We start from the raw sequence: 14,609 nt of genomic DNA on the forward strand, positions 1-14,609 counted from the left end.
ATCCGTATGGGAAGGGAGTTTTTCAAATTGGCCAGACAACGCAGTGACATGATCAAAAAAGGATTCGACCGCGCACCGCACCGTAGCTTGCTTCGTGCAGCAGGTGTAAAGGATGAGGATTTCGATAAACCGTTCATCGCCATTTGCAACTCGTACATCGACATTATTCCAGGTCACGTGCACTTGCAGGAGTTTGGAAAACTGGTCAAAGAAGCCGTTCGTGCTGCTGGCATGGTTCCATTCGAATTCAATACGATTGGTGTTGACGACGGAATTGCTATGGGACATATCGGGATGCGCTACTCCCTCCCGAGCCGCGAGATCATCGCAGACAGCTTGGAAACCGTAGTCGCTGCTCACTGGTTTGATGGCATGATCTGTATACCGAACTGTGACAAGATCACACCTGGGATGATCATGGGCGCACTTCGTGTCAACATTCCAACCGTATTTGTAACCGGTGGACCTATGAAAGCCGGAAAAACGAGTGATGGTCGCTCCATCTCACTTTCCTCCGTATTCGAGGGTGTCGGAGCTCACCAAGCAGGCTTGATCAACGACCAGCAACTCGAAGAGCTGGAGCAATATGGATGCCCGACTTGCGGTTCCTGTTCTGGTATGTTTACAGCGAACTCGATGAACTGTCTGCTCGAAGCCATCGGTTTGGCTCTGCCTGGCAATGGTACCGTACTCGCTGTCTCTCCTGAACGTCGCGAGCTGGTGCAAGCATCTGCTGAAAAACTGAAAAATCTGATTGAACGCGACATTAAGCCACGCGACATCGTGACACTCGAGGCAATCGACGATGCATTCGCACTCGACATGGCGATGGGTGGGTCAACCAATACAGTTCTCCATACACTGGCGATCGCACAAGAAGCAGGCATCGAATACCCGATCGAGCGCATCAACGAAGTAGCGAAGCGCATTCCGCATATTTGCAAGCTGGCGCCTTCCTCCGACTATCATATCGAGGATTGCCACGAGGCAGGCGGCGTATCAGCCGTTCTGAATGAAATCGCGAAAAAAGCAGGCGCGATCCATCCAGACCGTATCACTGTCACAGGCAAAACCCTTGGCGAAAACATCGCTGACGCCGAAATCAAAAACGATCAAGTCATTCGTCGCCTAGACAACCCGTACAGTGCTTCCGGCGGTCTCGCTGTTCTGTTCGGCAACCTGGCGGAGCAAGGCTCGATCATCAAAACAGGCGGTGTCGATCCTTCTATTAAAAAGCACGAAGGTCCAGCGATCTGCTTTGACTCCCAAGAGGACGCTCTGGCAGGAATCGCTGCTGGCGAAATTAAATCCGGTCACGTTGTCGTCATCCGCTACGAGGGACCTAAAGGCGGCCCAGGCATGCCAGAAATGCTGGCTCCTACCTCACAAATCGTGGGTATGGGCCTCGGTAAAGAAGTCGCTCTCGTCACAGATGGACGTTTCTCCGGTGCTTCTCGCGGGATCAGTATCGGCCACGTGTCTCCAGAAGCCGCAGAAGGCGGTCCAATTGCCTTCGTACAAGACGGAGATATCATCTCCATTGACCTCGAGGAGCGCACGATGCAACTGCTCGTGGATGAAGCCGAGCTGGCTCGCCGCAAAGAAGACTGGAAAGAATTCGAGCCAAAAGTAAAAACAGGCTATCTGGCTCGTTACTCCAAACTGGTAACGAATGCGAGCATGGGTGGTATTTTGAAAATCTAGTGTTTCAGTAAAGGCAAAACCCTTCCTCTGTAAATCACCGTTACTCAGGAAGGGTTTTTGTATTGACTTTTCCAGCTATTCCCTTCTACAATCAAGTTAATAAATTTTAACTGGTTAAAAAGGATTGTGATGTATATTGGAGCAAAAGTCGATTTTTATCATCGAAAACTACGATCAGCTAAAAGTGATCAGTGACCCGTTACGCACGAAAATGCTGATGCGTCTGGTGGAAAAGCCGCACACAGGGCAACAGCTCTCCCAACTTTTTGGACTGTCCCGCGCGAAGATTCTCTACCACCTGCGTGAGCTGGAGAAGCACGGCATCATCCAGTTGGTTAAAAAAGAAGAAAAGGGCGGCAACATTCTCAAGTACTATCAGGCGGTGGCAAGAGGCTTCATACCCGCTGATCATCTACTCACGTATACGGAATCGAAAGAGGCTACCAGACAATCTTACGTCGAAGTCTTGCAACGTGCGAAAACAAGAGCGCTCAGTGCTCCTGAAGAAGCCTTTGCGCTGACGTCAACGGAAGTCGAGAAATGGCCGCGCATCTCCCTGCAGTCTGAAGTAAGAGTCAGCGAGCAGGCGTTTGTGTCCTTTTTGCAAAAATACCGGAACCTGCTCCACGAATTGCAGCAAAGCTCCCTGGATGACCCATCTTCCATGCAGGATTACTACCTGATGATTACGGGATTTCAAATTGATGAACCGTTATTCAAAAAGGATGGACAGCAGTAACAAAGGAAACTGTCATACGATAATTCCACCTGTGTATGAAAAACCTATTCGAGTAGGTTTTTCTTTCGGATATTCGGTTAATATTTTTTAACCGGTTAATAATAAGGAGAGTGAATTTCCATGGAAGCTGTCCCCAAGCAATCTAGCCTTCCCTCGGCGGATACATCCCGCTTGTTTACGAAACCCTTTACCCTTCTTTGGTTGTCCGCCCTTTGTTCCGGACTCAGTATCTCACTCTTTCTTTTCTCGCAAACCTGGTATATCATCCAGGTTTTATCTCAGGAAGCCTCATTAGGCATCGTATTTATGGCGGCAACCATTCCCAGAATCGTCTTCATGCTCATAGGCGGAACGCTCGCTGATCGGATGAGCAAAAAGAGAATCCTGTCGATCACAAGCATGTTGAAAGCATGTTTGATGCTGTTGCTTGGAGGAATCATCTGGTGGGGGTATTCCTCGCTTGCGCTGTTTGTTTGGTTCGCTTTCTTCTTCGGTACCATTGATGCCTTTTATTGGCCAGCTCAAAATTCGCTTATGCCGTCAATCGTACCCTCTTCTTCCCTTTTGCGTGCGAATTCGGTGCTGCAAACGACAAACCAAACCTCACAGCTGCTCGGTCCTGTTCTTGCCGGTTTTGTGATTGAGTGGGGAAGTTACCCCTTTTTATACGGCTTTGTTGGGCTGCTTCTTCTGGTTGCAAGTGTATCCGCATGGTGCATGCCGAAACAGGAACCAGCCATTCTTTCAAAACCACAGCAAAGGCTCAAGGAATCGATAAAGGAAAGCTTCTGTTATGTCAGGCAATCAAATTTCCTTCCCTTGCTATTGACCTCCATCATCTGCCTAAATGTATTTTTGATGGGCCCCTTATACATCGGCTTGCCGATTTTTGTAGATCAGGTGTTGTCTGGTTCTACCCTGCAGTACAGCTTTTTGGAAGGGGCACTCGCTTTTGGCATGCTTGCCGGGGCAATCGTGCTCGCACTCACGACACTGGGTCAAAACAGGTTGCAGATCGCCTTTCTTTTCATGATGATGCAAGCGCTTGTCTTCTTTGCTTTTAGTCTCACTCAACAGTTCTGGCTAAGCTTGCTTATTCTTTTTACGCTTGGCGTCACGTTTTCTCTCATTAATATTCCGATTCTCTCTTTTGTTCAGGAAAAGGTACCACAAGCCTCGTTGGGGAAAGTCATGAGTTTGGTCTCGCTCTCCTCTTTAGGTTTGCAGCCGATTTCACAGGCGATGACGAGTCTTTTGATCGCATGCGGACTAACGGCCAAGGAAGTGATGCTGCTTGCCTCCATCCCTCTCTTCATTGCTTCCTGTTTCTTTTATTGGCGGCAAAAGTACGCTCGGCCTGCAAAGAGATCCGATTGAATTATTCGCGAAAGCAAAAAGGGATGATCTGCAATGGATCATCCCTCTTCCGTATCGTATTTACAAAACTTGCATATTCACTCTTCGCAACTTTACAGTGTGCGAGACGTATTAGTAAGTAGAGAGCCAAACGAGTAGATTACAAGACTCGCCGTGCCGAAACGAAGCGCTTCTCCCAGGACGTGCCTTTAAAGGTCGAATACGTCACTCCTGGTTTTCCATATGTATGTAAGAGTTTGTTGTTGCCTGCATAAATCGCCACGTGTGTAATCCGTTTGGACGTCGTCGTTGTACTCGCCTTGAAGAACACCAGGTCTCCTTTTTTCAGGTTCGACTTGGACACACTCGTTCCTACCTTTGCTTGATCGCGAGAAGTGCGTGGTATGCTCTTGCCAACTGCGACTTTCAATACGCGCTGTGTAAAGGAAGAGCAATCAAATACGGCTGTGGTATTACTGCTCGCACCGAATTTATAAGGCGTACCCATATACTTTCTTCCCGTGGCAATGACCTTGTCCGCCTTGGATTGTGTCCACGCAGCCTCGGCTACATTTTGCTCTCCTGGCAGTGGAGCGACAATCGCTGTGACTCCCAATGCTACTCCCATTACGATTCCTATGAGGGCTTTATGTAATTTCATGCTGTTCATCCTCCCTTTTCTTGTGAAAAAGATCCCTGCTCAACAAGGGACCATTTTATGCAAAGTTTGGCTGACTTCTCACTTGTTCTCTACTTTACCAAAGCCCACCCTCTATGAAATTACCAAAAACTTACCAAAAACTATTTTTCCAACTGGATACGATTACCGCTTGACGCCTTCGCGCTTGATTTAACAGGCATTCCTCAAATTTTCAGTCTATTTTCTTACCATAATGTCCCTCTCAAATTGGCAAAATTTATCCAGCCCCCATTTGTTAAAATCCGCGTCCCATGCGACTTTCGTCCTAGTTCCGTTTACAAAAAACCCCTTTTCCCTCCTTTTTCACGTAATCTGCATTTGGAATCTCTCTTTCCTTTCTTCTCTCTCTACTTGCAACTAGCAGGGAGTCATCGTAAAGTAGATAGGAGTTCGTTTTGAAGGAGGCACATATGCGACTGCGTAACATTCCAGGTGCCGAAGCGGCCCTGAGAGAATATCCGACGTTCGTAGACAATCCCCTTTCCTATAAAGGAAATTGGAAGGAACGCTTCGGGAATAACAATCCGATTCATGTGGAGATCGGCTGTGGAAAAGGACGCTTCATTAATACACTGGCCGAGCGTCACCCTGACATCAATTTCATTGCGGTTGAACTGAAGGCGGAGGTCGTTCTGCGCGCTGTCCAGCGTACGGAGTACAAAACGGTTCCAAATCTGGCCTTTGTCCAGTACGACGCTTCCAAGTTGACCGAGTTGTTTGCCGATCATGAAATTTCTCGCATCTATCTGAACTTTAGTGATCCGTGGCCAAAAACCCGTCATGCGAAACGCCGTCTTACTTACAAAAACTTCTTGAACACCTATCGTCAGGTACTTGTAGCAGACGGCGAGATTCATATGAAGACAGACAACGAGAACCTTTTTGAGTTTTCACTCAACCAATTCGCTGCGGAACGCTTCCAGATGCGCAATATCACCTTTGACCTGCACCAGTCCAAGCTGGCGGCAGATAATGTAATGACGGAGTACGAGGAGCGCTTTTCTTCTCGTGGGCAGCGCATTTATCGGGTGGAAGCGAGCTGTGTGATTAAGTAGACCCTGGTTTGAGTCAACATAGGGGAGGAGAAGAAAAAGCACAGTTCTCTTCGACTCTGACACGCCAGCATGGGGGATTGACTGGCCGTCTCCATTTCAAAAAGGGGACCGTCGAGCCAAAGCCACCCTACGGGCGGAAGTTTTTCAAAGAAGAAGTGTTCGACAAGCGGGTCCCCTTTTTGAAGTTCCGACTAGGTAGGCGTTGTCAAGGTCTGCGAGATCTGTGCTTTTTCTTCTCGCCAGCTTTGTTTGTTCATCGGTACTTTCTGAATGCCTATCTAATACAAAAAGACCCTCCGCACTCTCAAGTAGGCTTTGAACCTTACTTGTGAGCACGGAGGGTTTTTATTATTCTTTTTGCCGACCGACGCTCTTGTATACGCGCTCTGGTCGTCCAACGACACCGTACGAAAGGTCTGCGATAGCGTCTCCTTTGGCTACTAAATATTCTAGGTATCGCCTTGCTGTTGAACGGCTAATGCCTGTTTCTTTGCTGACCAAATCCGTCGTAGCCTCCTGTATCTGCATGAGAAAGCCTGAAATCTTGTCCAACGTAATTTGATCAATTCCTTTGACTGCCCTTGTCTCGGTTGCCTTCTTTTGTCCCGTCCGGGTAATGAGCTCATCGATTTGGGCTTGACTGATCTGATCGGTGTCTTTTTTCCAATCACTCACCTTTTGCCTGAACTCCTGATAATTCCGTAACGTTTGTTGCAGGCGTGCAAAGATAAGTGGCTTGGTAATAAAATCGAATACGCCATAGCGGATCGCCTCTACGACCGCATCCACTTCTTTGGCTGCTGTCAGCATGATGACATCCGTTGTAGGGAACTGCTCCTTTATGATCGACAAAAAATCGAGGCCGTCCATATCCGGAAAATAAATGTCGAGCAACACGAGATCAGGCTGCAAAATTTCCATTTGGTCCTTGGCCTCTTGCCCATTCGTGGCAATGCCAATCACCTCGTACCCCTCCACTTTTTCCACGAAGCGTCGGTTTACCTCTGCGATTCTCAGGTCGTCTTCAATAATCAGTACCCGAATCATCAATAACGGCCTCCTTCCGTTCTGCCGTGCGTGCGTCCTTTGGTATCGTCACAGTAAAAATCGTTCCGCCTACCGGATTTCCCGTATGTGTAATATTGCCGTGTACATGTAAAACAGCTTGTTTGACTAAGTGCAATCCGTAGCCATGATTCGGCTGCTGTTTGGTAGAGAAGCCCAGCTCAAAGATTCGTTCAGCATTTTCTTCGGAGATGCCTGGCCCCAGGTCCTCTACCTCTATGAGCAAGACCTCTTCCATATTGAGCAAAAAGATCGTGATTTCTGGTGCAAATGCACCTGGAGCTTTTACAGCGTCCATCGCATTATCTATCAAATTGCCGAGAATGACAATCAGCTGTGAGCGATCAATCGAGGCAGGAATGTCGCGGAAGTTGCTTTCCGGATCTATTTTCAATTCCACTTTGCGCTCGTTGGCTTGATTCAGCTTCCCAAGCAACAATCCACCTATCAGTGGGTCGGGAACTTCTTGCATAATAAACGTCGTATTGTGGACATGCACATTTAGCTCAGAAGAAATCGTTTCAATGGCTTCCTGATACGATTCAAGCTGGATGAGTCCTGATATGAGATGCAGTTTGTTGGAATACTCGTGCGTCTGGGAACGAAGGACTTCCGCGTACTCCTTTACCCGTGATAGCTCCTGTGTGACCTCGAACAGCTCGGACCGATTGCGAAAGCTCGCTACCGCGCCCATAACATGGCGCTCCTTATCCATAATCGGGACGCGGTTCACGACTAATACGTGCTCGTCCACATTCGTTTCGCGGTCAAATTCGGCTTTCCCAGTCTCAATCACCTCATGAAGGCCCAGCGAACGAACCAGCTCGTCCTGTTTGTCCATGATACTGTCTTTATCCTTCGCTTGCCCCAGCATATGGAGAGCCGTCTGATTCGCGAGCGTGATCGCCCCTTCCTTATTGATCGCCACAATGCCTTCACGAATCGATTCCAACACGGCTTGATTTTCCTGATACAATCGCCCGATTTGTTCAGGCTCCAAACCAAATATCGCTTTCTTTACATTCTGTGAAAGAATGAGCGTAGCCACCACACCCAAGAGCAAGGTGACGATGCCGATGACGAAGATTCGATTGCGATATGATTCAATCGTTTCATTTATATCCTCAAACAAAAAGCCGACAGAAACGACCCCCATCACCTTTCCTTCCTCATCATAGATCGGTGTCTTTCCTCTGAGTCCGGGGCCAAGCGAACCGACTGTCTCAGAGATGATGGATTGCCCCTCAAATACTGCCTCATTGTCGCCTCCCACCATCTTTTTTCCAATCTGCTCTGGATCAGGATGTGAATAGCGGATGCTTTGCAAATTTCCCACTGTGATAAAAGCCGCATTCGTGTCCACGCGTATTTTTTCCACGATTGGATTGATAATCTTGGCAGGATCTTCTGCGTCAAACGCCTGTTTGATCTCGGACATCTGCGCGACGGTCTTGGCGGTATGCAGCGCGCGCGTCCCGATCTCATGCTCTAATACGCCCGCCAGCATCTGTTCAAACATCGTACCGAGTATGACCGTCACACCAAAAAGGAGCGAGCAAATAATCAACATCAGCTTGCTGTGAAAACGCACATCGTTCCCCCCTCTTCTTCTCATTGTATCTCATTTCGCTCGATGACGAAAAAAGAGGCCATGAACAGGCCTCTTTTCTTATTTCTTCCTTCTTATAGTTGACTAGAATGAGATGACTCCGGTAAGAAGAGCAAGCGCAATCATCACGATCGATGTTCCAAACGCCCATTTCAGGATGAACTTTTGGGTTTCCGCATAATCGACCCCAACCATTCCGATCAACAGGTACTGTGCTGCAAACAACGGGCTGAGTACATGCAGCGGTTGACCCAGGATGGAAGCGCGACCAATTTCCGCTGGATCGATTCCGTAAGCTGCTGCCGCATTTGCCAGGATGGGAACGATCCCGAAGTAATACGCATCGTTAGACATGAAATACGTGAATGGCATGCTTGTCAGCGCCACGAGTAGAGGCATATGAGAACCAAGTGAATCTGGAATCCAGGAAACGAGTGTGCTCGCCATCGCATCGATCATTTTCGTTTCAGTCAGGATGCCTGTAAAGATTCCCGCAGCGAAAACCATGGATACCGTAGCCAGTGCGTTAGCTGCGTGGGATGCAATCCGCTCTTTCTGATCTTGCATTTTCGGGTAGTTAATAAACAGGGCTATGGCAAAAGCGAGCATGAACATCGTCGGCAGTGGCAAGAAGCTCGTAATCAGACCGACCATCAGGGCTGCTGTCAACAACAGATTGAACCAGATCAGGCGCGGACGTTTCAGTGCAGCAGTCTCATCCGTAGCCGCTACTTCTTGTCCTGCAAGCGATTGCAAATCTTCATCTGGTATCTCAATAATCCCCAGACGCTTGCGCTCTTGTTTGCCCAAAATACAGGCTACGATCATAACCCACGCAATTCCGCCAATCATCACAGGAATAACAGGGACGAAAATCTCAGAAACATCCATATGGAGTACACTCATGACACGTGCTGTCGGTCCACCCCAAGGCGTCATGTTCATGACACCGAGTGCGAGCATCGGCATGACTGCCAAAATCATCGGTCTAATTCCCAGCTTGCGATACAAAGGCAGCATCGCGGTAACGGTAATCATATACGTCGTGGTTCCATCTCCATCCAATGCGACCAAGGTAGCGAGAATCGCTGTACCTACAATCACCTTCAGTGGGTCACCCTTCACCATTTTCACGATTTTCTTAATTAATGGATCAAACAGACCCGCATCCATCATGACTCCAAAGTATAGAATGGCGAACAACAGCATAATTCCCGTAGGCGCAATTTTCTTGATACCTGCAAGCATCATGTCGCCAATTTCTGTCGCACCAAATCCGCTAATTAACGCAAAAATAACAGGAACAACAATCAAAGCAACCAATGCCGAAAGCCGTCTCGACATAATCAAGTACATGAAAACGGCTACCATGAGAAATCCAAGTAATGCCAGCATACGCTAGTTCCCCCTTGCAAGAATGCGCTTACAATGATGTTGTAGCAACCATTACGAATGCGCTTTCATATTGTGCTGTCATTATAACAATGTTCGTAAAAATCCGAATAGAATATGCGCATAAACTGTTTTAACCGCATTTCCTCTATTAACATCATAAAAATCACGACATGCGCATATGGTGATCGGCCATACAAGTACATAAAAAAAGGCCCCACCTGAGAGAGAAGAGCTCCCAGGCAAGGCCTTTTCGTCCGTCAAATTAAACGAGCTTGGCGCGATAGTCATCTATGATTCGATGCTCCATTTTTTCCTGTAGGTGGTCGGTCATTTCCTGGCATATCCGGTTGTATTCCCAATCGGATATCTTATAAGCAGGAGGAGCATCTTGATGCAGCAGCATGGCGATCCGCATATGAGTCGCAGGGTGTGTCGTGTCCATGCTTTGTTGACTTCTTTCCAGGATGCGCACTATGCGCATTTTTTCCTTTCCAGGCAGCTTAGAAAAAGTCTCATGCAAATGCTGACCCAGTGTCATACTTTGCTTCTGCAAGGAATGTCTCGCGATCAGTGGCTCCACCACATCGTTCATGTGGATGATCTGCAGCAGGGAAATGAGATGCTGGCTGCCTGCAAGCTGAGCCGCCATACGATCCGCCTCATATTCAGCACGTTGACTCTGATTCCAATAAAGATGAATGAGAACAGCCAGCAAACGATAGGGAATCCAAAGTAGAAGCCGCATGATGCCTCTGCTGAACGTGGCGATGAATGAAAAATGGTATTCATCATCCTCGTCTTGGATTGGGTCAAGCAAATCGCACCAATTCAGGAGAATACGCTGTGCATGCGATACCAGAGCGCTCCGCCTAATGTCATTGTTACGGCAATGAGCCAGCTCATGGGCAAGCAATGCGGTCAACTCTCCCGGTGTGCACGCAAACAATAGTGGATAACCGATGACAACCACCCGCCTTCTGCGCCATCCATATTCAGTGGTATACGCCTCAAAGTAAGGAGAGAGCGCGAACTGTATTCTTTTTTCGACCCCCATCTTTTGCGCCACGGTTTCAAATATCTTCATGGTGGTTGGGTGTTCATCAGCATTCAAAAGAATGGCCATTTTCGGAAACGGATGGGGTCGAGGCCGCGACAACCATGCGAACAGGAGGACTAGCAGACAGCTTATGAGGATAAAGGGGCTGCTATACCAGGCGACAAGTCCGTACAAAGAAAAGAGAAAGCCTGCAACGGAACATCCGATAACGACGAGTGAGTAAGCGGATGCCACTCTCTCGCTCACCCCCTGTTTGGTTACGAGCTCGGTGCGGCCCTTTAGCTCTTTGAACAAGGCTTGACCGTATGTATCACGCATTTTCCTCTCAAGGCGCTCCCAAGCTTTACCTTGGCGTTCTTTCGATGGAACGGCTAGATTCCAGTCACAGTGTTCACACCAAAACGGATATCCTTCGTTTGCCTCGATTTGTGCTCCACAAGAAGGACAAGGCTTCACTGAATCATTCCTCCTCTGCGCCTGTTTCGTCTACAAGGCGCTGTCTGACAGCATTCTACCACGAGTAACTGTTCCTGATAAGATAGTTTGGAAATATAATCCACCCGGCAATTGGGATAAAGTATTTAGTGTTGAATGAAATGTAGTGACAGAAATTTCGGTATAATATAATTGCTTGGTTTTGTGAAGGGACATTAGATCTTTATGACATGAAGAGGAGGATATCTCAATGAAATTAACTGTGCTGGTTGATAATAACACTTACATCGACCGCTACTTTGTTGGTGAGCCAGCTGTTTCTTATTTAATCGAAGATGAAGATATGAGGATACTGTTCGACGTAGGATACTCAGATGCGTTCATTCGCAATTCAGAAAAGATGAGAATTGATTTGAGAAAACTTGATTACGTTGCACTGTCACATGGACATAACGATCATACCTGGGGATTGGATCCGCTCATTCGAATGTTTTCTGAAGCGAAACTTGAACAATTAGAATTCAGACTTCCAACCATTATTGCTCATCCCGATGTATTCTACAGCAAACTCTTGAATGGTGAAGAAATAGGGAGTTTGCTATCTGCTGAGAAAATCAGTAGGCATTTTAAATTGGAATATACCAAAAAGCCGTTGTGGCTGACGGAGAAGTTGGTCTTCTTAGGTGAAATTGAAAGGACTATGCCTTTTGAAGCAGATAACGCTATTGGACACATTGCAAGAGATGGCGAAATCTCAGAGGACTACCTGCTGGATGATTCTGCACTGGTTTATAAAGCTGAAAACGGACTTGTCATCGTTGTTGCATGTTCACACTCAGGAATCTGCAATACCATTGAATATGCCAAAAAAGTTTGTGGAGACGATAGGATTCTCGATATAATCGGAGGATTTCATCTGCTAAACCCTGGAGAATATCAGATGAATAAAACCGTGGAATATTTTCAGACTGTCAAACCGAAATATTTACATGCTTGTCATTGTACAGATTTGAAATCGAAAATTGCATTATCAGATGTGGCGAATGTATTGGAGGTTGGAGTGGGTTTAACTCTTGAATTTAGATGAGACTCATTAAGCTAACAGGGGATGATTCGAAGGCTGAATGCCGACGACACCATCCGAAAGGAATGCGCGGCTTATGTGAAAGAATGGAGCGATTTCAAGCCGTATATGAAGACGAGGTCTCGTCGGTGTTTAACTTCGGGAATATGAGCGTGAACCTTTTAGATATTTCCGAGTCACACGAATTGATGAAACCGGGAATAGTCGCAACGCGTGAATCCGGATTCCGTTTCCTACTCACCATTTGGGTCGATGACGTGGATGAGGCCTGTGAAGAATTGAAAAAACGTGGGGTTGCTCTACTGAACGGTCCGATCGACCGGCCGTGGGGAGTGCGAACAGCTTCATTCGTCGATCCGGCAGGACATGCCTGGGAGATCGCGAAACAAATATGTTGTTGAAATTCTCTTCTCTTATTTAGCGGATAGCTCGCTGCCTACAAACCATTTATGGTTTTCATGACTTCTCCGCCCGTTGTCGGCGTGTAGTCCAGCATATAGACAGTGGTTTGCTCGGCTGGATCAATAGACCCAGCTTTCGAAAAGAAAAAGAACGGCACGAATCAGCCGTTCTCTTGTTTTTCTTATACATCTCGCTTTTGAAACACCCGAATGGACAGCCCCAGCGCTACGATGCCATAGAAAATGGTGTAAATGAGCATGGCAGTACTCGGAGGAGAAGTCGTACCGAAAATGCCTTGTGAAGCAAAGGACAGCGGATCGTCAGCAGAATCAAATAGCGAAAGCGTCGCTTGCCTAAACAGTGAATCGGCCGGAAAGAGCAGACTGGAAATAATCCCGATGTTGGTAAGTGAGCTATTGCTAAAGACCGCACCGAGCTGCTCAATAAAGCCTCCAACGAAGCTGATCCCATACAGAATGATCAGGATAATACCACCCGTCACTGTGGTGGTCATACTGCTTAAGAACATCGCTACACAAACAAGGATGATCGGCATACCTACGAAGAAAGCTGCTGCTTTCAGGATTTGGCCTCCTCCTACCTGAACAGCCAACGCACCACCACCAACCCATTGGTTGATCGCCAAAAGTCCGAAGAACATCAGGAGCGCGTACAGCCCCAGCATACTTGCCAACCCGAAAAATTTCCCCAGCACATATTTGTAGCGAGGAAGTGCTCGTGCTAGCCACGTATCGATCTGATGGCTTTCGATTTCAGAGGCAATGCTCCCGACACTGCTCAAAATCGCCAAGAGTGCGGTAATGACGGAGCCAAAGTACAAGCCCATCCCTAAGAGCTGCGTGGAAAAGAAGTTTTTTTGCAGCAAAGCATCTGGACTTAAGCCACCGAACGATTCCTTCATTTCCTTGACCGCATAGCCTGTTGCAAGTCCAAACAGCAGCAGGAAGGCCAGCGACATGATCAGCGTAATCGTGAAAATACGCTTGGAGATCATTTCTCTATACGTGATTTTGATGATCGGCCACATGTCGTTCCCCCTCCTTTCTCTGCACCCAGTACAGAAATACGTCTTCTAGTGATTGCTGCTTGCGCACGACTTCATGTACTCCAGCCCCTGAAACAATCAACTGTTGCAACAGAGTGGGTACGCGATTGTCCTGATCCAGCGTCATTAACCATGTATCACGGTTTTCCTCTTGTCTTACGAGACGACTCTCTGTGACGAAGGAAGGAAGCGCGTTTTGAAAGCCTTCGCTATCCTTGTCCACTGTCAATTCAATTTGTGGTTGGACGGTGCTCAGCTTGCGCCAGTCTCCTTGTACGACCAGCTCACTACGGTGAATGATCCCGACGTAGTTGCACACACTCTCCATTTCACTCAGTAGATGACTGTTGAGAAAAACTGTCTTTCCTTGGTCACGCAGCCGCGCGATCAGCTCACGTACTTCCTTTCGCCCGATTGGGTCCAGTGCGGAGGTCGGCTCATCGAGGAAGATCAGCTCTGGATCGGATAAGAGAGCGCAGGCAATCCCGATACGCTGCTGCATACCTTTGGAATAGCCCCGGATGCGTTCACGCTCACGTCCAGCCATTCCGACCAGCTCGACGACATTTTTTATCACTGATTTGCTCTCGCGATGTGTTAATCCACACAACTCGGCATGATGCTCCAAAAGCTGCTGGCCCGTCAACCAATCAGGATAGCGGAACAGCTCTGGTAAGTACCCTACCTTTTTTCGCGATTCTACACTGCCAATCGGCTCCCCAAGCATAACTGCTTTGCCATCCGTCGGGTGCAATAACCCGAGCATCGTCCTGACAAAGGTACTTTTACCCGCTCCATTTTGACCGAGGAAACCAAATACGGAGCCACGTGGTACTTGTAGCGTAATATTTTTGCAGCCAGCTTTCCCGTTATATTGTTTGGTCAACTCCCAAGTCTCTATCACATAATCTGACATCGCTTACCTCACTTTCTCCATTGCAA

Annotated in this window: 13 protein-coding genes and 1 pseudogene; 6 read left to right on the forward strand and 8 right to left on the reverse strand. The window is 47.7% G+C overall.

The genetic code is table 11. The annotated features are described in order from the left end of the window. The first annotated feature begins 27 nt into the window (after positions 1 to 27). From ilvD to POF51_RS14760, 3 genes are all read left to right on the forward strand, one after another. Complete coding sequence (ilvD, locus tag POF51_RS14750) at positions 28 to 1,704, forward strand: dihydroxy-acid dehydratase (protein ID WP_069847761.1); 1,677 nt, start codon at positions 28 to 30, stop codon at positions 1,702 to 1,704. Between the two features lie 136 nt (positions 1,705 to 1,840). Further along, entirely contained in the window at positions 1,841 to 2,443 is a 603-nt protein-coding gene (locus POF51_RS14755; protein ID WP_017250561.1) for an ArsR/SmtB family transcription factor, read from the forward strand. 120 nt (positions 2,444 to 2,563) lie between these two features. Then, the gene (locus tag POF51_RS14760; RefSeq protein ID WP_069847763.1) at positions 2,564 to 3,820 is read left to right on the forward strand and encodes an MFS transporter; all 1,257 of its coding nucleotides are present in this window, start codon (positions 2,564 to 2,566) and stop codon (positions 3,818 to 3,820) included. 139 nt (positions 3,821 to 3,959) lie between these two features. Here the strand turns inward: POF51_RS14760 and POF51_RS14765 are convergent, their stop codons facing one another. Further along, complete coding sequence (locus POF51_RS14765) at positions 3,960 to 4,460, reverse strand: C40 family peptidase (RefSeq protein WP_017250563.1); 501 nt, start codon at positions 4,458 to 4,460, stop codon at positions 3,960 to 3,962. Between the two features lie 449 nt (positions 4,461 to 4,909). Here POF51_RS14765 and trmB point away from each other — a divergent pair, with 449 nt between their 5' ends. Beyond that, entirely contained in the window at positions 4,910 to 5,554 is a 645-nt protein-coding gene (gene trmB, locus POF51_RS14770; protein WP_069847765.1) for a tRNA (guanosine(46)-N7)-methyltransferase TrmB, read from the forward strand. A gap of 348 nt (positions 5,555 to 5,902) precedes the next feature. On the opposite strand, the gene POF51_RS14775 is transcribed toward trmB, so the two are convergent. From POF51_RS14775 to POF51_RS14790, 4 genes are all read right to left on the reverse strand, one after another. Next, positions 5,903 to 6,601, reverse strand: coding sequence for a response regulator (locus POF51_RS14775; protein WP_017250566.1), 699 nt, complete (start codon positions 6,599 to 6,601; stop codon positions 5,903 to 5,905). After that, positions 6,579 to 8,210, reverse strand: coding sequence for a sensor histidine kinase (locus tag POF51_RS14780; RefSeq protein ID WP_069847767.1), 1,632 nt, complete (start codon positions 8,208 to 8,210; stop codon positions 6,579 to 6,581). Before POF51_RS14780 ends, POF51_RS14775 begins: the two co-directional genes overlap by 23 nt. Before the next feature lie 102 nt (positions 8,211 to 8,312). Beyond that, positions 8,313 to 9,623 (reverse strand): CitMHS family transporter, encoded by a 1,311-nt coding sequence (locus POF51_RS14785; RefSeq protein ID WP_017250568.1) that lies wholly within the window; start codon positions 9,621 to 9,623, stop codon positions 8,313 to 8,315. A gap of 262 nt (positions 9,624 to 9,885) precedes the next feature. Further along, positions 9,886 to 11,136 (reverse strand): M48 family metallopeptidase, encoded by a 1,251-nt coding sequence (locus POF51_RS14790; RefSeq protein WP_069847769.1) that lies wholly within the window; start codon positions 11,134 to 11,136, stop codon positions 9,886 to 9,888. Between the two features lie 229 nt (positions 11,137 to 11,365). On the opposite strand from POF51_RS14790, the gene POF51_RS14795 reads away from it, so the two are divergent. Together POF51_RS14795 and POF51_RS14800 are read left to right on the forward strand one after the other, a co-directional pair. Beyond that, positions 11,366 to 12,202 (forward strand): MBL fold metallo-hydrolase, encoded by an 837-nt coding sequence (locus POF51_RS14795; RefSeq protein WP_069847771.1) that lies wholly within the window; start codon positions 11,366 to 11,368, stop codon positions 12,200 to 12,202. Positions 12,203 to 12,264: 62 nt separating this feature from the next. Then, positions 12,265 to 12,600, forward strand: a complete 336-nt coding sequence (locus POF51_RS14800; protein WP_271755732.1) for a VOC family protein — start codon at positions 12,265 to 12,267, stop codon at positions 12,598 to 12,600. 12 nt (positions 12,601 to 12,612) lie between these two features. Here POF51_RS14800 and POF51_RS14805 read toward each other — a convergent pair. The 3 genes and pseudogenes from POF51_RS14805 to POF51_RS14815 form a co-directional block, all read right to left on the reverse strand. After that, a pseudogene (locus tag POF51_RS14805) lies at positions 12,613 to 12,728 on the reverse strand (DUF1541 domain-containing protein); the annotation flags it as partial. A gap of 54 nt (positions 12,729 to 12,782) precedes the next feature. Beyond that, on the reverse strand, positions 12,783 to 13,649 hold the full coding sequence (locus POF51_RS14810; protein WP_069847773.1) for an ABC transporter permease subunit: 867 nt from the start codon (positions 13,647 to 13,649) through the stop codon (positions 12,783 to 12,785). Next, positions 13,621 to 14,583, reverse strand: coding sequence for an ABC transporter ATP-binding protein (locus tag POF51_RS14815; protein WP_271755660.1), 963 nt, complete (start codon positions 14,581 to 14,583; stop codon positions 13,621 to 13,623). Before POF51_RS14815 ends, POF51_RS14810 begins: the two co-directional genes overlap by 29 nt. Positions 14,584 to 14,609: the final 26 nt, after the last annotated feature.

The organism is Brevibacillus sp. AG, from assembly GCF_028369215.1.
Classification (GTDB): domain Bacteria; phylum Bacillota; class Bacilli; order Brevibacillales; family Brevibacillaceae; genus Brevibacillus; species Brevibacillus porteri.

Bases quoted from the DNA above. Each gene is read 5' to 3' on its own strand.
- POF51_RS14795 (WP_069847771.1), top strand. From the start codon at position 11,366: ATGAAATTAACTGTGCTGGTTGATAATAACACTTACATCGACCGCTAC.
- POF51_RS14815 (WP_271755660.1), bottom strand. From the start codon at position 14,583: ATGTCAGATTATGTGATAGAGACTTGGGAGTTGACCAAACAATATAAC.
- POF51_RS14785 (WP_017250568.1), bottom strand. From the start codon at position 9,623: ATGCTGGCATTACTTGGATTTCTCATGGTAGCCGTTTTCATGTACTTG.
- POF51_RS14765 (WP_017250563.1), bottom strand. From the start codon at position 4,460: ATGAAATTACATAAAGCCCTCATAGGAATCGTAATGGGAGTAGCATTG.
- POF51_RS14775 (WP_017250566.1), bottom strand. From the start codon at position 6,601: ATGATTCGGGTACTGATTATTGAAGACGACCTGAGAATCGCAGAGGTA.
- POF51_RS14760 (WP_069847763.1), top strand. From the start codon at position 2,564: ATGGAAGCTGTCCCCAAGCAATCTAGCCTTCCCTCGGCGGATACATCC.
- trmB (WP_069847765.1), top strand. From the start codon at position 4,910: ATGCGACTGCGTAACATTCCAGGTGCCGAAGCGGCCCTGAGAGAATAT.
- POF51_RS14810 (WP_069847773.1), bottom strand. From the start codon at position 13,649: ATGTGGCCGATCATCAAAATCACGTATAGAGAAATGATCTCCAAGCGT.
- POF51_RS14800 (WP_271755732.1), top strand. From the start codon at position 12,265: ATGCGCGGCTTATGTGAAAGAATGGAGCGATTTCAAGCCGTATATGAA.